12 protein-coding genes and 7 pseudogenes are annotated in these 19,839 nt (G+C 59.7%); 8 read left to right on the forward strand and 11 right to left on the reverse strand.

The window, feature by feature from the left end; genetic code table 11:
- Positions 1–25: 25 nt before the first annotated feature.
- From QA640_RS44635 to QA640_RS44645, 3 genes are all read left to right on the forward strand, one after another.
- The gene (locus QA640_RS44635) at positions 26–238 is read left to right on the forward strand and encodes a hypothetical protein (RefSeq protein ID WP_283043665.1); all 213 of its coding nucleotides are present in this window, start codon (positions 26–28) and stop codon (positions 236–238) included.
- Between the two features lie 489 nt (positions 239–727).
- A complete protein-coding gene (locus QA640_RS44640; RefSeq protein ID WP_283043666.1) occupies positions 728–940 on the forward strand; it encodes a hypothetical protein in 213 nt (70 codons plus the stop codon).
- A 601-nt stretch (positions 941–1,541) separates the two neighbouring features.
- The gene (locus tag QA640_RS44645) at positions 1,542–1,745 is read left to right on the forward strand and encodes a hypothetical protein (protein ID WP_283043667.1); all 204 of its coding nucleotides are present in this window, start codon (positions 1,542–1,544) and stop codon (positions 1,743–1,745) included.
- 124 nt (positions 1,746–1,869) lie between these two features.
- Here the strand turns inward: QA640_RS44645 and QA640_RS44650 are convergent, their stop codons facing one another.
- Together QA640_RS44650 and QA640_RS44655 are read right to left on the reverse strand one after the other, a co-directional pair.
- On the reverse strand, positions 1,870–2,214 hold the full coding sequence (locus QA640_RS44650; RefSeq protein WP_283043668.1) for a hypothetical protein: 345 nt from the start codon (positions 2,212–2,214) through the stop codon (positions 1,870–1,872).
- Positions 2,214–2,828, reverse strand: a pseudogene (locus QA640_RS44655) (transposase); the annotation flags it as partial. The pseudogene QA640_RS44655 and the gene QA640_RS44650, both read right to left, overlap by 1 nt.
- A gap of 143 nt (positions 2,829–2,971) precedes the next feature.
- Between QA640_RS44655 and QA640_RS44660 the strand changes: the two are divergent.
- On the forward strand, positions 2,972–3,184 hold the full coding sequence (locus QA640_RS44660; protein WP_283043665.1) for a hypothetical protein: 213 nt from the start codon (positions 2,972–2,974) through the stop codon (positions 3,182–3,184).
- Between the two features lie 489 nt (positions 3,185–3,673).
- The gene (locus QA640_RS44665) at positions 3,674–3,886 is read left to right on the forward strand and encodes a hypothetical protein (protein WP_283043666.1); all 213 of its coding nucleotides are present in this window, start codon (positions 3,674–3,676) and stop codon (positions 3,884–3,886) included.
- 1,508 nt (positions 3,887–5,394) lie between these two features.
- On the opposite strand, the gene QA640_RS44670 is transcribed toward QA640_RS44665, so the two are convergent.
- The 3 genes from QA640_RS44670 to QA640_RS44680 form a co-directional block, all read right to left on the reverse strand.
- Complete coding sequence (locus QA640_RS44670) at positions 5,395–8,298, reverse strand: NHLP bacteriocin export ABC transporter permease/ATPase subunit (RefSeq protein WP_283043669.1); 2,904 nt, start codon at positions 8,296–8,298, stop codon at positions 5,395–5,397.
- On the reverse strand, positions 8,295–10,397 hold the full coding sequence (locus QA640_RS44675; RefSeq protein WP_283043670.1) for an NHLP family bacteriocin export ABC transporter peptidase/permease/ATPase subunit: 2,103 nt from the start codon (positions 10,395–10,397) through the stop codon (positions 8,295–8,297). Before QA640_RS44675 ends, QA640_RS44670 begins: the two co-directional genes overlap by 4 nt.
- 112 nt (positions 10,398–10,509) lie before the next feature.
- On the reverse strand, positions 10,510–11,778 hold the full coding sequence (locus QA640_RS44680) for an NHLP bacteriocin system secretion protein (RefSeq protein WP_283043671.1): 1,269 nt from the start codon (positions 11,776–11,778) through the stop codon (positions 10,510–10,512).
- Positions 11,779–11,921: 143 nt separating this feature from the next.
- Between QA640_RS44680 and QA640_RS44685 the strand changes: the two genes are divergently transcribed.
- A complete protein-coding gene (locus QA640_RS44685; protein WP_283043672.1) occupies positions 11,922–12,449 on the forward strand; it encodes a hypothetical protein in 528 nt (175 codons plus the stop codon).
- Between the two features lie 154 nt (positions 12,450–12,603).
- Here QA640_RS44685 and QA640_RS44690 read toward each other — a convergent pair.
- Positions 12,604–12,800 (reverse strand): annotated as a pseudogene (locus QA640_RS44690) (hypothetical protein); the annotation flags it as partial.
- Between the two features lie 206 nt (positions 12,801–13,006).
- Here QA640_RS44690 and QA640_RS44695 point away from each other — a divergent pair.
- A complete protein-coding gene (locus tag QA640_RS44695) occupies positions 13,007–13,486 on the forward strand; it encodes a cyclic nucleotide-binding domain-containing protein (protein ID WP_283043865.1) in 480 nt (159 codons plus the stop codon).
- 1,400 nt (positions 13,487–14,886) lie between these two features.
- On the opposite strand, the pseudogene QA640_RS44700 reads toward QA640_RS44695, so the two are convergent.
- Positions 14,887–15,039 (reverse strand): annotated as a pseudogene (locus QA640_RS44700) (S24 family peptidase); the annotation flags it as partial.
- 84 nt (positions 15,040–15,123) lie between these two features.
- Between QA640_RS44700 and ltrA the strand changes: the two are divergent.
- A pseudogene (ltrA, locus tag QA640_RS44705) lies at positions 15,124–16,303 on the forward strand (group II intron reverse transcriptase/maturase); the annotation flags it as partial.
- Between the two features lie 292 nt (positions 16,304–16,595).
- On the opposite strand, the pseudogene QA640_RS44710 reads toward ltrA, so the two are convergent.
- The 4 genes and pseudogenes from QA640_RS44710 to QA640_RS44725 form a co-directional block, all read right to left on the reverse strand.
- A pseudogene (locus QA640_RS44710) lies at positions 16,596–17,080 on the reverse strand (hypothetical protein).
- Between the two features lie 307 nt (positions 17,081–17,387).
- A complete protein-coding gene (locus QA640_RS44715; RefSeq protein WP_283043673.1) occupies positions 17,388–17,768 on the reverse strand; it encodes a response regulator in 381 nt (126 codons plus the stop codon).
- 24 nt (positions 17,769–17,792) lie between these two features.
- Positions 17,793–18,611 (reverse strand): annotated as a pseudogene (locus tag QA640_RS44720) (ATP-binding protein); the annotation flags it as partial.
- An 87-nt stretch (positions 18,612–18,698) separates the two neighbouring features.
- Positions 18,699–19,655, reverse strand: a pseudogene (locus QA640_RS44725) (PAS-domain containing protein); the annotation flags it as partial.
- Positions 19,656–19,839: the final 184 nt, after the last annotated feature.

The following is a 19,839-nucleotide window of genomic DNA, read 5'->3' on the forward strand; positions in this document are numbered from 1 at the left end:
GCAAACCTCTTTGTAGGAAATCATCATGATTCGCGAACTTATCGATACGGAACTCGAGGTGGTGGCTGGCGGGTTCGGTGACGTCAACACCCTTATCAGCACGATCGTTTCGCATTCGGGCAACTCTGCCTCCGGCCTCCTCAACTACCAGCCGCAGACTGCTACTGCGAACAGCGTGTTTGGTCCGGCTACCGCTGTTAACGCTGGTGGGCCTCAGGTTATTTCGAACACGTTCTAAATCGGGAATGCCCGCACTCTCCACGGCTAGTCCCGTGGGGGGTGCGGGTTTGTCTTTCGGGGCCTCGACCGGCTCCCACAATGCGACCTGCCCGTCAGCAGGTCTACAACCCGCGATATCCCCGCACCTCTCTCTGGCCAATGAAGGCGGCAACCGCTCTAAGGCGGATCTAGATCGCTTCGGCATCAGCCTTCATCGGCCATGGCTGCGATCCCAACTGGATGTTGATGTGCGCGTTGTGGCAGTCGCAGCGCGCCTGAGCATACACCATTCAGGAGAGGCGTCGGCGGCTTTCAATCACCCGCCCGCAGCTCTGTCTCAAAGAAACGCATGGGCAGGCGTCTCTGCGGCTCCTGCGGGCCTGGGCCCACGTGATTTCTCTCACAGATAAAAAATCCGTCCTCAGGCATCTACACGAGCAGTGAGGCACTGGTTTGCTTTGAGCCAGATGTTGTTCACATGCAAAACCTCTTAGGAAAGTAAATCATCATGATTCGCGAACTTATCGATACGGAACTCGAGGTGGTGGCTGGCGGGTTCGGTGACGTCAACACCCTTATCAGCACGATCGTTTCGCATTCGGGCAACTCTGCCTCCGGCCTCCTCAACTACCAGCCGCAGACTGCTACCGCGAACAGCGTGTTTGGTCCGGCTACCGCTGTTAACGCTGGTGGGCCTCAGGTTATTGCGAACACGTTCTAAATCGGGAATGCCCGCACTCTCCACGGGCATCGGGAATGCCCGCACTCTCCACGGCTGCTCCCGTGGGGTGTGCGGGTTTGTCTTTGCCGGCACGCCTTCTCGCCCTGCCGGCGGCGATATCAGTTTCGGCAATCTCGTCAATTTGGGCGGATCGTCATAGAGCAGAACATTGCGTGCAGGTTGGTGTGGCTGTCGGCAGTAACGCCACCGTTGCGAACTTCGGTGGTCTTCAGACGACGAACTTCAGCCCCATCGCCTCCGACCCCCTCGACCATCTACCGGGTCCGCAAACGCTGTTAGCGGCACCGCCGCCTGCGCTATTAGGTGCACCGCCGCACGTTGCGTGAGAAGAAACGTCGCATTAAATTGCGCATGCCCGCACACTCCTCGGCTGCTGCCGAGGGATTCGGATACAAATTCAATCGAGCGCTTTTTCGGAATGAGCCGGGATCAGCTTGACGTCCGAGAGCCACTGTAGGGCGCCCGTGATTTCTCTCACAGATAAAAAATCCGTCCTCAGGCATCAACATCAGTCAGTGAAGCACTGGCTCGCTCTGGGCCAGAATGTTGTTCACATGCAACCTCTTTGTAGGAAATCATCATGATTCGCGAACTTATCGATACGGAACTCGAGGTGGTGGCTGGCGGGTTGGACTTGAGCGTGCCGTTGGTGAACCTTAGCAACGTCGCCAACACCGCCGTATCGCTGAACCTTAACCCGCAGATTGCTGTGGTCGGTTTCGCCGGTGGCAACGCTCTCGCTCAGAACTTCGGTGGTCTTCAGGGTATTAAGACAGGCTTGTAAAATGCAAAGGCCCCCGCCGCCCCAAAAAGGCAGCGGGGGCAATAATTGAAAAAGTGGATACCGGTTTCCTTTAGAGCATGATGTGTCGGAATCGCCATCATGCTCTAGCTGGCTGTTGAAGAACTCAGCCGCGTTCGCAAACGAATGCTGAATCGTCGCCATTGTGGATGTAGAAGTGGCCGACGAGCCTTCCCGCAGTGCCGATCATAGCCCATCCGCGACCGCACGACGGATCATTCTCGTCGTGCCCTTCCCACGAGAACTCGGCGCAGGCCGATCCGTCGCGGGTGCCGTAGCGCACGTCCAGGAAGCCCTTGAGAGCCCCAAAGGCGATTTCGCCATCGGACTTGCCCTGGAAGGTGAGATGCGCCTCTTCGACAAGATCAAGGAAGTCGCTGTCCCAGACGTCCATCTCGACGATGCGCCAGCGGCCGACAAAGGCCTTGGCGAAGCCGGGCACCTTGGCCATCAGCCGGTCTCCGCGATCAGCTTCGGTAGCCGCACCAGATTGTAGGCGGCGGCAGCTAAGGTAAAGGCCCATGCGACGCGCTCACGGCCACGGAAGCTGGTCTTCTCTTGCCCGGCGACCGTCTTGATCCAGCCGAATGCCTCCTCGATGCGCTTACGGATGCGCTGACTGACGGCATAGCCGCCGTGCCGGGTCGTTCGTCCGTCAATCGCGGAACTACGGCCGCTGTTGTTCTGTGCAACATGCGGCGTCACGTTCATCGAGCGCAGTTCGTTGACGAAGTCTTCTGCATCGTAGGCTTTGTCGGCGCCAAGCGTGATCGCTGTCGGTCGGTCGGCGCGCGGCTCGATCATGTGCAGCGCGGCTACCCGTTCGGCATGCCCGTCGGCCTGCGTCAGGCAGGCGTCGACCAGCAGGCCGTGGCGGTTCTCCATCAGCCCGTGCCCGATGAAGCACAGCTTCGTCTCCTTGCCTTTGCCCTTGCGGTAGTGCCTGGCGTCCGGATCGGTGGTCGAAGCATGGGTGTCGTTCGAGCGTTTCTGGCCATGGAAGTCCGCTTCGGCATTGCGCCCGCCGCCGGGCGCCGGCGGCTCGCCGGAGCCGTCCTTCGGCTTGACACGGCTCCTGCGGGCCTGGGCCCACGTGATTTCTCTCACAGATAAAAAATCCGTCCTCAGGCATCTACACGAGCAGTGAGGCACTGGCTTGCTTTGAGCCAGATGTTGTTCACAAGCAAACCTCTTTGTAGGAAATCATCATGATTCGCGAACTTATCGATACGGAACTCGAGGTGGTGGCTGGCGGGTTCGGTGACGTCAACACCCTTATCAGCACGATCGTTTCGCATTCGGGCAACTCTGCCTCCGGCCTCCTCAACTACCAGCCGCAGACTGCTACTGCGAACAGCGTGTTTGGTCCGGCTACCGCTGTTAACGCTGGTGGGCCTCAGGTTATTTCGAACACGTTCTAAATCGGGAATGCCCGCACTCTCCACGGCTAGTCCCGTGGGGGGTGCGGGTTTGTCTTTCGGGGCCTCGACCGGCTCCCACAATGCGACCTGCCCGTCAGCAGGTCTACAACCCGCGATATCCCCGCACCTCTCTCTGGCCAATGAAGGCGGCAACCGCTCTAAGGCGGATCTAGATCGCTTCGGCATCAGCCTTCATCGGCCATGGCTGCGATCCCAACTGGATGTTGATGTGCGCGTTGTGGCAGTCGCAGCGCGCCTGAGCATACACCATTCAGGAGAGGCGTCGGCGGCTTTCAATCACCCGCCCGCAGCTCTGTCTCAAAGAAACGCATGGGCAGGCGTCTCTGCGGCTCCTGCGGGCCTGGGCCCACGTGATTTCTCTCACAGATAAAAAATCCGTCCTCAGGCATCTACACGAGCAGTGAGGCACTGGTTTGCTTTGAGCCAGATGTTGTTCACATGCAAAACCTCTTAGGAAAGTAAATCATCATGATTCGCGAACTTATCGATACGGAACTCGAGGTGGTGGCTGGCGGGTTCGGTGACGTCAACACCCTTATCAGCACGATCGTTTCGCATTCGGGCAACTCTGCCTCCGGCCTCCTCAACTACCAGCCGCAGACTGCTACCGCGAACAGCGTGTTTGGTCCGGCTACCGCTGTTAACGCTGGTGGGCCTCAGGTTATTGCGAACACGTTCTAAATCGAGAATGCCCGCACTCTCCACGGGCATCGGGAATGCCCGCACTCTCCACGGCTGCTCCCGTGGGGTGTGCGGGTTAACTCATCTCAATCGAGGAGTCTCATGGACACAGGCACCCCTGGTACCGCGAGCGTTGGATCTGGCAGGGCCGCACGATGCGCAGTTTGTGACGGCAAGTTTGGACTCGTCCGGCACTACTCGTGGCGAACCCCTCTCTGTTCCAAGAAGTGCGTCGATCGCTTCAGAGCTCGCCGGGCAAGTGATCGTAATTGGCTAACCTGGCTTCGAATCGCTTTAGGCCAGGCGCCAGAGAACCGAGCGAGGGCTTGATGACTTCCCAGATTTCACAACGAGGCAAGGAATACTCAATAATAGCACAGAGCTTACTCCGCGCTGTCCAAACCATGACCGACCGAGCGATTGCGCGCCAGCTTAAGGCTCTCGCCGACTACGAGCGGCGAGCCAAGAAAGCTTCGCATGCTGATGCGGCCAAAGCAATTGCGCGAGCGGCCGCCGGTGCTGAACGCGAGTGGCGTACATGACCTAATGGGCAGATTCACAGCCACCCTGCGGAAGAAATGTTGGGACTTTAAGTCGCGATGGTTTTCCCAACTCAAGACCACTTGGGTGAATACTTGGCCGGTAGGGCGCTTGGGAATCCGAGTCTGATTACGACATTGGCCTATAGGCGGGTAAAAAAGCCGGCGGGGTTGCGCCGCAACGGCAGCGGGAAGAGCATTCCGTGTCCGGCGCCGTGCGAGGAAACACTACTCGCCGTCATGGCAAGCGGGGTGGAGCGCGACGAACTCTCAGAGGCATAGAGTGATGAGCCAGGCCTATGGACATCGGCTGGCGAGCGGTTCCGAGTCGCAAACGCACCCGCGATCGTACCCGGGTCTTGCATACGCTGATATGGCTGTCTGAAGCTACGATGTGATCGTCCGCCTGAATAAGCGGTTCGATTCAGCAGGAAGATGCTTTTCTCGTCGCTTTGCGCCTCCGCGATGTTCCCGCGAAATAGTTGGATGATGGCCGATGACCGCCGGTGTGAGCGTTCTCTCCGTGAGCTGAAACGAGAACCCAGGGCTCTCACGCTCTGGCTTTCTATCAGCCGGCGCTGGACGCGATCGCCGACGCGCCGCGCATTCGCGACCTCAGCTGTAAACCTGAGGCGGGCGTTAACGCCGTCACGATCGCTAGCCTCGGGAGCTTTGTGGTACCTTCCTTACCATCCCCCCTAGCTGACCATTTGTTTCTCGACTACGTATGCTCACGGTCGGGTACATTGCTGAGACCTATGAGGGCATGGTAGAAAAAAAGCGATTTGAGATCGTTTGCGCCTTGCTCGACCCCATCGGGGTCACACAATTTATCTTGGCGTCCGAGCTCTGGAAGCTACTTTGCAATTGAGTGCTCTCGCAAGAACGCTTTCGTTCGCGACAATCACAGTCGGAGCATTGTGAAGCTGCACATAATGCTTCAGGATCACCGTCCGCACCGTCGTTAGGCTAACGATGAGCCGGTTCAAGCAACTGCCGCTCGGCAAAATCCGCAAACGGCCCCGGCTCGCTCATGAGTTCTGCGTAGCTTCCCGCTTGCACGACTTTGCCGCGCAGGAGCATGACTATACGATCGGCATTGCGCACGGTGCTGAGGCGATGCGCGATCACAATCCGTGTGATGCTCAATCGTTCCAGCGAGGTGCCGACGATGCTTTGGGTTTGGTTGTCGAGCGCGCTGGTTGCCTCATCAAACAGAAGAATCCGTGGTGAGCGCGCAAGAGCGCGGGCGATCAATACTCGCTGCCGCTGACCGCCTGACAGCGTACTCACGCCTTCCGCAACCAGCGTATGCATGCCCATCGGCATCTGCGCGATGTCGGCATCCAGTGCCGCCAGTCGGGCGGCCTCCCACGCCTTCTCCAGCGGCAAATCAACGCCGCCGCAAATGTTTTCGTAAAGGCTTCCGGTTGCGAGCTTGGTATCCTGCAGCACTACGCCAAGCTGCCGGCGCACGGCGCTGATGTCGAGCGTGTTGAGCGCCTTGCCGTCATAAAACACCGTGCCGGCTTCCGCCCGTTCAAAACCGAGCAGCAAACGAAAGAGCGACGATTTTCCGCTACCTGAGGGGCCGACGATCGCGACGTAGTCACCGGTCGCAATGCTTAGGCTGACGTCATCCAGGACCTTCGGCCCGCCTTTCGCATAGCGGAAGACGATGCCGGAAAGTTCGATCTCTCCAGATAGTTCTCCGGGCGATCGCCGTTCCTCAGAGATCTCGGCAGGAGTGGAAATCACGGGTTTCAGGCGGCTGAGGTGAGGAATTGCCACCAGTGATTCGCTAACGCTCGAGGCCCAACTGCCAATCGCGGCCGTGGCCTGTCCGAACGCTGCAAGAAAGCCAAGAAAAGCGCCGAGATCGAGCAGGATTTGACTGTTTGTGTAGGAGGCAAGCGCAAAAATGGTCAATGTCGCCAGCATCGGAAAGACGGTATCAAAGGTGCTCAGCGCGTTGGCCGCTCGCTGCGAGGCGATGAAATAGTGCCTTTGCACAGCAAATTGTTGCGACCATCGCGCTAACGCGCGCGCCGTTGCGCCTGCTACGCGCAGCTTGCCGACTCCTGCAATCAATTGCAGCACAAAGCCGCTGGCCTTGCCTTGCAGGTTGAAATGTCTGGTTTCGTAGTAGAGTCGCACGGCGCTCGTGGCAAGAATTGCAGCCGCTCTAATCATCGTGAGCAGCAGTGCAATGCTGCCCAGTCGGAGGTCATAGTAGAGCATCAGCCCAATGCTGAAGAGACAAAAGAACGAGGCCGTAAAGCCGCCCAGCACACGTCCGGTGAAGATCCGGCGAGTGGCGTCGATGCCCATGGCGCGATCGACCAAATCGCCGCTCGTATATTCGCGAAACAGAGAGGTGGGTAGGCGGAGCAGTCGGTCGATCAGCGCGGCCTGCAGCTTATAGTCGAGCAGACCTTCGAGCCTTAACGTAACTCGTCCTTGCATCATCTGCAGACTGGTGATCGCCACAGCGGTGACCGTCAGCGCAAGCGCACAAACAACGAGCTGATCGATCTCGGTGCGCGGGATAACCGAATTGACCAGGACATTGGTGAGCAATGGCGGAATCAGCGACAGTAGCCCGATTGCAATAACCGCCAACCCGATGCGCGCGACGCTGCCGGAAACGCCTCGCATCGCAAAGGCAAGCAGATCGCGATATTGGAGCGGGCGGGACGGCAACACTGGATAGAAAGTGATGGCCTCCGGTTTGAGCTCGCCGGCAACGGAGCGATCGACCGAACGATGTCTTCCATCTTTTGGGTCGAACATCGTGTAGGTGTTCGCCCGATTGCGCACCAGAGCCACTGGACTGCGTTCGTCTCCATGCCAACCGAGGAGCGGTCCAGCATCGGTCTTCCACCAGACATCGCGCAGGAGCACCCGGCGGATCCGCAATTGGGCTGTGCGAGCGATCTCCAGAATTTCACTGAAGGCCTGTCTTGCGGGTTGAGCGCGCTGCGAAAGCGTAATCGGTACGCCCAGTTCTTGTCCGACAACGCGGCAACTGCAAAGCAGCGGGTCTGCCGGGTCGAATTCGGATTGCGCACGATCGGCCTTTCTGACCACGACATCAGACAGCCGCTCAAACGAGTCGAGCGTTTGCGACACAATGAGTTCGCCGCGCCGGACTAGTCGTTCGCGCTCTCGAACGGTTCCCTCTGCCAGGCTGCGCTCAAGATGGGCAACAACTGCTATTTGGAATCGATCAATCGCGGACCAGAGAACCAGGGCATCTGGCGGATTCGGGTCGAGACGCAATTTGCACCCGTGCTCGCCGGCTTCCACCCACACCCCACCGGTCAAAGGAAAGGGGGGCTGCCCGGGAGCGAAGCTCGAGCCGAGGTTCATGAGCTTTACTGTCCCGGTTTCGAGGTGTGCCCACAGCAGGTTCCGGATCGGACTGCGACGGCGCTCGCCCGGGTGCAGTTCAATTGCCTCAACGCTCACCAGCTCAGAAATGGCTTCGTTTGCCGCCGAGCGGACCATGAGCGTCGCCAGTTGGGCAATCCAGCCGGACACAGGACCAAAGGATGCTGCACTGCGCGGCACCTCGAAAAGCGCAGTCCCAGGAGGCCCGACGGCGATGATTTGCAGCCGGCTGCCCGAGGTTTCGCAGGCATTGTGCAGGTCCAGAATGCTTTCGCCGGTATCGACGCGAAATAAATGCTGGCGCGTGCCTGTCGGCTGTACTGCAAACAAATCGACGTGACCGGTAGCCACTTGAAGAACGTGTTCGTGGTCGCTGAGAAGCATCGGGCGACGCGCATCGAGCGCCGTCCGGTGTAACAGACCGATCGGCACCTCGCGTTGGTGCCCAACGAAATTCTCGCTGACAAATCGATCCGTCATTCGCGCGCCACCAGTTTGGCATAGGAGCCCTGAAGCGCATGAAGCTGCTCATGCGTGCCGCGCTCAACGATGCGACCACGTTCGAGCACGATGATCTCGTCGCAATCGCGTATCGTGCTCAAGCGGTGGGCGATGATGATGCAGCTGCAGCCTCGGCGCCGCAAGTTGTCGTCGATGGATTTTTCCGTGATCGGATCAAGTGCAGCCGTCGCCTCATCCAACACAAGGATCGAGGGATTGCAAACCAGAGCTCGGGCGATTTCGATGCGCTGACGCTGACCACCGCTGAAGTTCGTACCCCCCTCATTGACGTGGCAGTCATAGTTGCCCGGTCTGATCGCGAGGTCTTGATGAATCAGCGCGTCCTTGGCCGCTGTCAGCAGGTGGCGCTCATCGGTTGTCGAATCCCAGAGCGTCAAATTGTCTCGCGCGGTTCCCTCAAACAGAAAGACGTCCTGGTCGACATAGGCGACGGAGTTCGCAAAAATGTCCGCAGGGACGTCCGTCAGCCTCCATCCATCAAAACGAATTTCGCCGGACCAAGGTTTGTACAGTCCGCAGATCAGTTTGCCGAGGGTTGATTTTCCGCTGCCCGACACGCCAACGAGTGCCACACGCGAACCGGCAGGGATCACCAGCGAAAGATCCGCCAAAAGGGGCGGTTCGAGCACCGAATAGCCGAAGCTGATGTTGTGAAGTTCGACTCGGCCGGTAAGCTTGGGCGGCAAGTCACCCGCATGTGTCGGCGGTTGCGGCGCTAGCGGGTACCGGTAGACATCCTCGAGCCGTTCGAGCGCTCCCTTGATGGTTTGCAGGCCGCCGAAATAGTTCACGAGGTTGACGAAAGGCTCGGAGAAACTCAATGCTAAGGATTGGAAGGCCACGAGGCTTCCCAGTGTCAGCGAGCCCTGAATGACCCGCAAGCCTCCGACACCAAGAATCGCTGCGACCATGAGGCCTGAGAGCAGGGTCGGGACCATATCCAATATGATTGCGGAGGCGCCGATCCTCTGTTCGGCGTTGAGTGTTTTGGCTTGAAGACCGGCCCACCGGCCGAAGGCGTCGTCTTCCAATCCACTTGCTTTGATGGTTTCGATAGTCCGCACCATGCTCACGGTCGCTCCGAGCAGCTTTCCCTGATCGAGCGCTAGCCGATAACTCAGTTCCTGGCGGCGTGAAGCGACAAGCCGCAGGAGAAGAACATTTATCAAAGAGATTGCGACGCAAAGCGCGGTCAGGCTAACGTCGTAGACGGCCATGGCCGCGGCGAACAACACCACCGACATCAGGCTGAGCGCATTGGCGGCAATGCCGCTTGAAAGCAGCCGGGCGATCTGTTCGTTGGCTGCAATACGGCCTGCAATGTCCCCGGCGTGACGTTGGGTGAAGAATTCCAGCGGCAGCGTCATGAGGCGCCACAGAAAGCGGCTGGTCATCACGACGGCGAGCTTGGTCTGCAGCCGCAATAGCAGCGATTGGCGTATGATGGTCAGAACGGCCCGGAAGGCCGCCGTCAGCGCCATGCCGATCAGGAGCGGCACAAGCCAGCTGCGCATGTGCTGGATCAAAATGTCATCAACAAAGATTTTTGAGAATCCCGCGGCAACGATATTGGGCAAGACCGTGGCGATGCTGACAATAACTAGCAGGGCCACCGCCTCCTTTGATTGGCGCAACTCACGCATGAGCAGGCCGATGCCCTTCGGTTTGCTGCCGACCTTTTCGAACCTTTCGCCCCGCTCAAACACCAGGACAACGCCGGTGAAGGCGAGATCAAGCTCGACCAGATCGATCCGGCGACGCCCGCTGGCGGGGTCGTTTATGTAGGCGCGCTTTCTATCAATTCGTTCCAGGACGACGAAGTGGTTGAAGTTCCAGTGGATGATGCAAGGCGTTGGAATCTCGGCAAGTGCCGGAGGTTCGACGCTATAGCCCTTCGCCGTCAGCCCGTATCGGCGCGCCGCTCTAATGATGTTGCTCGCCTTGCTGCCGTCGCGTGATACGCCGCATGCGATACGAAGCTCCTCCAACGGAATCCACGCACCGTAATAGCCGAGTATGATGCCAAGCGCTGCCGCACCGCATTCGACGGCTTCCATCTGCAGTATGATGGGTGTCCGCTGGGTGCGTCGGTGCGGCAACCAGCTCGCCATGCGGCTGACGTAAGATTTGGGCCGGCCGCGCTTGCTGGTTAGCTCGTTTGGAGAAGGCTTATCCATCAATTCCCGTGAGGTGCTTGAGCAGGGGGATCACCAGATCGAGGGGACGCTGCCGGCGAGTTGTGATCTCGGCCCGCGCCAACGTTCCGCTCGTGAGATGAATTTTCGGCCCCTCGCCAACGGCCCATCGATATCCGGTTACAGTGGAGGCGTCTTCATCGAGCGCAACCATCGCGGCGTAGGGTGCACCGTCGTGCGAGAAGCGTGAAACCAGGCTTTCGTTATGCAGCAGCGCAGCCATGCCTTGCGGCGTCATTGGGAAATCAGAGATGCTGACCACGTTGCCCAGCATCATGCCAAATTCCTCGCGCTTCACCGTGCTCGGTTCGAGTTGCACCTGCATGCCAGGCTTGATCTGTTTACCCCGTTCGGCTGGAACATAGACGACGGCTTGAAGCTTGGCGCCTTCGCTTTCGATTGCAATCACCGGTGTGCCGATGGCTAGCACCGAACCGGGCGAAATCTTTACTTCCAAAACGCGCCCGTCCATCGGGCTGATCACTTGGGTGTTCTGGCTCAGCTGTTCGGCAGCGGCATTCATTTGCCGCCGGGCCTCATTGAGGGCAAACTCGGACTGCTGAATTTCGCGCCCGCGCTCCGTTTCCAGGTCCGTCTTCTGCGACCGCAACTTTAAAATCTCGTTTTGGGCGTCAGTACGGCGCTGTTGCGCATCGGTCAGCTCCTGGCGTCGCTCTTCGAGATTGCGCCGCGTCGTGTATCCCTTGGCCAGCAAATCCTCGAGGTTTTTGACGTCGACGGTGAGATAATCGAGACGTTGGCTCGTTGCCTTGATCACCTGTTGCAGGGCGATTTCAAGTTTTGCAAAGTTCTGGCTCTTGGCGGCGAGCTCGCTTGCAGCTTTCGATACCCGATCGGCATGCTCCCGCTGGCGTTCATGAAAGACTTCGGTGGCAGCGTTGTGCTTTTGCTGGATTTCGGTTTGAACGATCTGGGCGATGGGTTGGTCCTTGTTGACGTGATCGCCCACCGTGACTGCGACCGACTGCAGCCGTCCGGCAGCGGCGGATACGGCGTCGACGACCTTACCGCCACTGCCGATCAGGATTCCCTCGCCCGATACGCGAGTGGGCACGCGCCCGAAGATGCCCCACAGCACGGCCGCCACAAGCGCAATGCACAGCACAAGGGTGAGAATCCAGTCAGCGGGCTTGGTGATAACAACGAGATGATCGAGCTGCTCGGGAGACGCAGCCCGGTCAAGGGCCGCGGCGCGAAACGCCCGTTGCGGCCCCTCGGTCATGCTCCTATGCTCCGGCTTTGGGAGCGGTTCAGACGCCGACATATCTGCACGCAAAGCAAGTGTGAACTGAAGTCGACGATGCCCGATCTTTGCACAGAAACAACTATCTAACAATAAGGGTGGCAGGGGAGGGACCAATTGGGATGCACGGGCTGATCGGCACCACGAGATTTTCGTTCCCAGCGCGAGCGCACCGAAAGATGCTGGCGGCAAGCTTGGGGCTTGGGCTGTTCCTAACCAGTGTGTGCTGCGCTGGCGTCCTGTCCGAGAGCGATTTCAGGCAGGCCGAGAGCCTTAGGCCGCTCTTTGCCAACCTCATGAACGACCTTGTCGCAACCGCAAAGCGCCCCGATGTTTCCAGCGGCGACGCCGACTGTGTTAACTCGACTATCCGGGAACTTCTTCAGATCTCCGACGAACTGGTTAGTTATGAGTATCTGATCACGATGGAGAAAGATCTGACCGACTTTGGCGACAAAAATCCAATGCGGGATATCGTCAAGTTTGCCGTCGACAAAAGCAGCACGATCCTGATCAGCGAAAGAAGACGGTTAGTTCAGATATCCGAGCGGTGTACCAAATATCCGTTGGGGCAAGGCAAGATTGAGCAGGCCGTAACCATCATCGACACGACGACAGGCATATTGGCTTCTATTCGAGCTCGCCTTTGACCCGGGGCGAGAAAGAGCGCCCGCGCAGTAAGCGATCTCCACGTCCGGAGATGACAGCGAAGGACTATTTGCAGATCCGCTTGGGACAAAAGCGCGCCCAGATCAGCCCAGTGAGTAGCAGAGCACCATCGAGAACACCTTGATGGCGCTTTTTGTAAACCGGCGGCTCCAACCCTCCGGCGATGTAGGACCTGACTGTCTTTCGATCGACACCAAGTTGCTGGGCGCAGGTGCTAACCGACAGACTTGGCGATGCAAATCCAGGATCATGACAAGTTCCCCGAGTTTGATCGCCGCGCCCTCCCTGCTGCCTGCGGCAGCAGCGTCAACGTCTCGGCGCCGGCCGACCATCCTGGGCATGCCGTGGACGGTCGGTCGTTACGAAAATTGGAATTTCAAACGCCACAAGTGGGGAGAATTAGTATGCCACTCACACAATGATCAGGCCGGTCTGCCTGCTCGATCGGCGGCCCCACGCTCCCGCGCGATAACTTATCGGAGATTCCCGTCGGGGTTGGCCCGCTTGCCACCGCTGGGAGCGGGGGTATATTTTGTCGATGGCTGTCAGCTCGCCCGATCTGAAAGCGTTTTTACTTGCGACACCGTTCTTCGGTGGACTCTCAGACGCGAGTTGCGATCTCTTGGTCTCAATGCTGGTCGAGCGCCGCTTCGACGTCGGTGACACTGTCGTGGCGGAAGGAGAACCGGGCCGCTCAATGTTCGTTGTTCATTCCGGCGAGCTTGTGGTGAGCAAACTCGGTAGCTCGGGGCGCATAATTCGCATGGCGAGTCTTGGGCCGGGTGACTTTTTTGGCGAAATGACGCTTATCGAGATGCAGAACCGATCAGCGACCATCGTCGCGCAGAGCCCAACCCTGCTGTACGAGATCACGGCTCGACAACTCTACGCGTACTACAAGGCGGACATCTACGCGTATGTGATGGTGATGCAGAATATCAACCGCGAGCTTTGTCGGCGGCTTCGCCGCGCCGACAATCGCATTGCGGAGCTGCAGATGCGTCACGCGAGTCAATGACGAAGTGACGTTTGTGTCCGGTCTCGGTGCGCAGGGACATCGCGTGCGAAAAGGCAACCAAGTATGCGCCTATTGCGTGCGGCGGATGGAGCAGACCACGCCGCAGTCTTACTAGGCCGCCATTCGCGGCGGGCGCAGTATTCAGGAGCGGCTCGTCATCATTGAGCGCCAAATAGTAGGGTCGATACAGACCAGCCAGGAGACGTAGGCGCACATTAACCAGATCTTTCGAGCGTTCGTCGAGCCGTGCGCATCGCTCCAACCTGTCAGGCCCGCGGGCTGAGATTGCGGCGGTATATTGGTGTTGCTGCGGCGGCTTATAGGTCAGAGGATCTGCGGTTTCCTATTGAGGCGCGCCACAGGCAAGGCGCTGCGGCCCCAAGATGAAGCAGGTCTTGTCACCACTCGACAGCCACATCGCGTTGCAGCGCGAGACAAAAGCCCCTGGAGGAACAGGATCCCATCCCGATGAATCAACCTTCGCGATCTGCGCTCGAAATGCAAAAGACCCGCTAGGGCCTTGAGCATGGGAGATGTCATCTGCGGGCTCAAGGCCCCGAGGGAGCAAGTACCTCCCTCTCCACGTTCCACTCCCTTCTATGGGAGAGTTTAGAAGACCTCCGTCAAGGAAGCCCATAACGAACGGAAACCATTGGCAGGAGCTATCCAGCCAGCAAGCCTGTCCTTTTTAGACGTTCGATTGCAATGGGCCATGGATAAGCCCCTGGGGAGCTCTAGCTTCAATCACGTCATCGATTATGTCCCCGCGTTGGTGTAGCTGGCGGCGGGTCACCGCGTTCGCCGGCTGGAGCCGGGCAGGTCAGCTGGCGATAGCCCGAAGGCTGACGGCCGGATCATCGCCCAACGGGGCGATGATTTCCAGCGTGTGCGCCCGGCATGGGCATTGACTTGGAGGTGGAAGTCCTCCCGTGAGCTGGTCACAGCGAGCGAAGTGAAGCGCAGAGCGTCGGACCGTGAGGCTGGCGTGAAGGAAGCGTGGAGCGAAGCTGCGGGCCGACGAACAGGAACCGGATAGAAGGCGGAACCAAGCAGGGCGAGCGGGCACGCAACCGCAAAGCTCTCGTGACCAAGGCAAGGCGACGTAGATCCGGCGGTCGTGCAGTGAAGGTCGATGTTCTTACCCGGGGGAGATCTCGCCTTGCCCCTGAAGGGGCGACGACGGCCGTGAGGCCTTTGGAGCGAGAAGTCAGCAGAGGCCATAGTAGCGGCGCAAGCTGCGAAGGGCCGAACGATAGGAAGGGCGAGAACGGCGCATAGGAGACACATTGCAGCTTGGAGCTGGGATCGATGGGGCGCGATTTCATTCGTGACATCGTCCAGGCCGATCTCGATGCGGGCAGGCGCTGCCGAGATCACGCTGAAAATCATCTGTCGCATGGCTCGTTGCGCTGGATCAACGCCATGTCGCCATCCAGGATGCCAGCATCGACCATCGAATCGCCGCGCACTTCGAGCGCGTAGTGCTCGCCCGAGCCGAGCATGTCCGGAGGGACGCTGATGGTGTGGCTACGGGTTTGCAATGCCTCGGGCGTGCGCACCACGCCGTGCGGCGTGGTCAGGCGGCCGGTGCGCGCATTGCCATCGGTTGCGAGCCGCCCATGCACCTCGGGGGAATTATGCCACGGAAGTCGGATGAAGGTCCGAGCGCTCGAGCGGCCAAGGCGGTGAAGCCGCAGGGACCAGTCGCGCGTGTGGAAGCGCCCTTGACTGGTGGTGGAAACGAGCGCCTGGGAAGCAGCGACCTGATGGAGCGGGTGTGTGAACGCCCCAACCTTCAGGCTGCATTGAAGCGTGTTCGACAGAATGCGGGAAGTTGCGGCATTGATGGGATGACGGTCGAAGAGCTGCCCGACCATCTGCGGAAGCACTGGGTGCGGCTGCGCGAGGAATTGCTCGCCGGACGCTACCAGCCGCAGCCGGTGAGACGGGTGGTCATTCCGAAGCCCGGCGGGGGCGAGCGCGAGCTTGGCATCCCGACGGTGCTCGACCGCTTCATCCAGCAGGCCCTGCTGGGTGTCCTGCAACCGCTGTTTGACCCGACCTTCTCGGATGCGAGCTACGGCTTCCGGCCCGGACGGAGTGCGCACGACGCGGTACGTCGCGCGCAGGCCTACGTGCAGGAGGGCCGCAGCTTCGTCGTGGATGTCGACCTGGAGAAGTTCTTCGACCGGGTCAACCACGACATGCTGATGGGAAGGTTGGCCAAGCGGATTGCGGACCCTCGGGTGCTGCGGCTGATCCGCCGCTACCTCAATGCGGGCGTGCTCGCGGACGGGGTGGTGATCGAGCGGGAGGAAGGCACGCCGCAGGGCGGCCCGCTCTCGCCGCTATTGGCCAACGTGCTGTTGGACGAGGTCGACAAGGAGCTGGAGCGACGGGGCCACGCCTTCGTCCGTTACGCTGACGATCTGAACGTCTATGTTCGGACGCAGCGCGCGGGCGAGCGGGTGATGGCCTCGCTGCGCAAGCAGTTCGGAAAGCTGAAGCTCCGCGTCAACGAGGCCAAGAGCAAGGTGAGACGTGCCACGGCATCGAAGTTCCTCGGCTTCTCGTTCTGGGTGGCCGCGGGGCGGACGATCCGGCGGCGCGTCGCACCACAGGCCATCAAGCGTATGAAGGAGCGCGTGCGAGAGCTGACCCGGCGCAGCGCCGGACAGAAGCCTTGCGCAACTCGGCAAAGCGCTCGGAGTGTATCTGAAGGGCTGGAAGGCCTACTTCCAACTTGCGGACACACCACGGGCGTTTGCGGACATCGACGGCTGGGTCCGTCACCGCCTCCGGGCGGTGCAACTCAAGTAGTTTTGCAGCCTGAAGATCGGCACGACTGATCCGAGGGGAGCTTGCCATCGGGGCGCAGAAGTCACGCCACAGCCTTGTATTCGGTCGATCCGTGTGGGGATCGCAACCACGATGCAGTCATACGCATCATCGGCGAAGCTCCGGGGCGGCGGGCCCATTCTGCACAGCGGCATTTGAAGCCATGGTTTTAGGTCGGGGCACCGCCACCTCGGATTTATCGGCAGACCCGAGCACACGGGGCTGCCAAACCGTTTGTGCTATATCGTTGCTCTCTTGCCCATGCTGTCGTTCATGATGCCGGACGTAACACGACGCCCTGCGGAACCTCGCCCCTTGTCACGAGACGCCAGAGGGCGATGAGCAGCTTACGCGCCAGCGCCACAATCATCGTCTTGCGTGTGCTGGCGCGTCCGTCGGCGGTTCGCGCCGCGAACCATTGGGCCAGGGCGCTGTTCTTTTGGAACCTGATAAAACGCCAAGCCAGCTGGATCATGCCGCCGGATTCTGGTGCTCACGGTTTGGTCGCCTCGCGTCCTCCTCGATCGTCGGGATCGCCACCATGCTGCAATGGCGCCTCTCGCCGCGCAGCCAGCCGAGAAAGACGCGCATCAGAAGTTCCGTATCGAGACGATCGGTCTTCGCGCGCCGGTGTTCGCGCGACACCGCGATGCTGGTGGGATGGATGACGTAGGCCTCAACATCGCGCGCCCGCAGCCAGCGCGCGAGCCAGAAACCGTCGCGGCCAGCCTCAAAGGCGACGACGATACGCTTGATGTTGCGCCCAGCCTTGCCGGCTTCGCGGCGCCAACGATGCAAGAGCTTCAGCAACGTTTCCTCGTTGGCGTCGAATTTCTTAAGTGGCTGGCGTTCGATGCCGGGAACGAGTGCCGCAACCAGCCACTTCGTTTGGCTCATCTCGATCACGGCGATGATTGTGCTATCCTGCTCGAGAGCGGTGAGGGACCTGCTCGCGTCAAAACGAAAATGTTGCGACATGGGTGAGCTCCATCGGTAGCCGTTGAACAGCGCCCATGGTGCCACGTCCTCGCCGCTCGCCCCATAGCATCTGCACACAAGCGGACTAAGCCGCCCGGTGCAACTCATCGATTTCCTCGCGCAACAGCCCGAAGTCGATCGGCTTGGTCAGCAGCCCAGCAGCCCCGAGTTCGGCAGCTTTCTTCTTTGTCGCTTCATCGCCGTAGGCCGTGATCATGATCACGGGCGCGTTCGGCCGCGCCGCCTTCACCTTCGGCAGCATTTCAAGCCCGCTCATGCCGGGCATGTTGATGTCCGACAGGATCAGTAAGGGATCGGCGATCGTCTTCGCGTGCTCCAGCGCCTCGGGCGCTGACGCCGCAAACTCCATGACAAAACGTCCGGAGCGAATGTCGCGACGGAATTGCTGGCGAAACAGGTGTTCCACGTCGGGTTCGTCATCGACCACAAGGATATAGGTGCTCAATCTCTCTGCCCCTGCTTCTGGTCGCTAAGGCATGACACGCGGCAACGTAATGATGAATTCTGTAAATGAACCGGGTTCAGTCACAACTTCAATCGTACCTCCGTGCTGTTTCACCACGATGTCGTGGCTCATGGACAGCCCGAGCCCGGTACCTTCACCGGCCGGTTTTGTCGTGAAGAACGGGTCGAAAATCTTCTCCTGGATGTCGAGCGGGATGCCCATACCATTGTCGCGGATACGCACTTCGACCCTGTCGCCCAGATTTCGTGTTACCGCCTTCAACCTCGGTTCAAAGCCGTTGTCGGCCGCCCCTGTGCGCTGGGTTGCGGCATAAAACCCGTTCGAGATCAGGTTCAAAAGCGCCCGGGTGACCTCCTGCGCGTAGACGTCGGCAACCCCGACCGCCGGATCGAAATCGCGCTCCAGCGTGATGTTGAAACCCCGTTTCTCTGCGCGGGCTCCATGGTAGGCGAGGTTGAGGCTCTCGTCGACGATCGCGTTGATCTCGACTGGCCGATGCTCACCCGAGCCCTCGCGAGAATGCAGCAGCATGTTCTTGACGATGGAGTCGGCGCGTTGACCGTGCTGCACGACCCTTCCGAGGTTGTCCTTCAACGTGCCGGTCAGCTCTTTGACTTCCTCGCGGACCTTGCCAGGCAGTACGACTGGCTTGAGTACCTCGTTCAACTCGTCCGTCAACTCGGATGAGACTGCGGCAAAATTGTTCACGAAATTGAGCGGGTTCTTGATTTCGTGCGCAATGCCGGCGGTCAGCTGCCCGAGTGCCGCCATCTTCTGTGCATGGACCAGGCTCGCTTGCGCCATCTGCAACTGGTGCAACGCCGTTTCGGCGGCGTCTCGCGCCGTACGAATCGCCTCCTCGGCCCGCTTGCGCTCTGTGATATCGCTGTAAATGAGCACGAAGCCACCGCCAGGCACCGGATTGCGGCGCACCTCGATCACGCGGCCATCAGGCCGCGTGCGCTCAAAGCGCAGCTCCCGCCGCGGGGCTTCGACGGTGCGGCTCAGTTGAACTTCGAGATCAGCAGAAACGTACTCGCCGCGATCGGCAAGATAGCGGAAGAACTTGGCAAAGCTCGGCCGTTCCGCAAGAAAGGCGTCGGGCAGATCGAGCATCTTCTGGAAATTGCGGTTCCACGCCGTAAGTCGCGCCGCAGCGTCGAACATGACCACGCCGTCGCCCATATTGTCGAAGGTGACGCGCAGCTCTGCCTGGCGCTCGCGCAGCTCCTCAAACAGGCGCGCATTCTCAATCGCTATTACGGCTTGGTCAGCAAAGGTCGTGGCGAGTTCGATCTCTTTATCCGTGAAGGACTCGACGCGCGTCCGCGCAATGCTATACACGCCTATCAGCGTATCCTCTCGAAGCAACGGAATGCCGAGAGTCGTGCGGTAGCCTGCGATTTCCTGCCCTTCACTGAGAGTGTATTCCGGATCTTGCAAGACGTCGGGAATGAGGACGGCTCGACGCTCCAACGCGGCCCGACCGGACGTCGAGCCGCGACCGGGAATGAAGGGATTGTTGCGGAAGAAATCTCTTGCCTCTGCCGAAAGACCGCAATCTGCGACCAGATGCCAGAGATCATGGCGCAGATGGAACATATACACCTGGTCTGCCCGGCAGAGGCGCGCCACTGTTTGCACCAGGGTGTGGAGCACGGACCCAAGTTCGACCGTGGAACGGCTGATGACCTTGAGCACTTCGGCGGTGGCGCTCTGCTGCTCCCGCGTCTCTTTCAACTCGCGGGAGAGAATGCCGACCTGCTTTTGCAAATCGGCAACGGAAGGGGCCACAATCGCGCGAGCCTGGGGCCTATTCGCGCGCCGACCCTTCATCGGTTTCTCGCTTCCACCACGTTGTTGCATTTCGCTCCCCTCGGGCGGGTCACGACAAGGCTCAATCTTATGCAAATCCTGCGTTTCCCGCTACGGCAAGAAGTCTGCCTTGGGTCACGAGCCGTAATACCTGCTGCGAGCAATCAAGTCGGCTCTGCCTCTGACAGGAGACCTCAGCGATACCCGCTAGATCTGTCGCAAAGGGCAAAAATGC

The organism is Bradyrhizobium sp. CB82 (genome assembly GCF_029714405.1).
Lineage (GTDB): Bacteria > Pseudomonadota > Alphaproteobacteria > Rhizobiales > Xanthobacteraceae > Bradyrhizobium.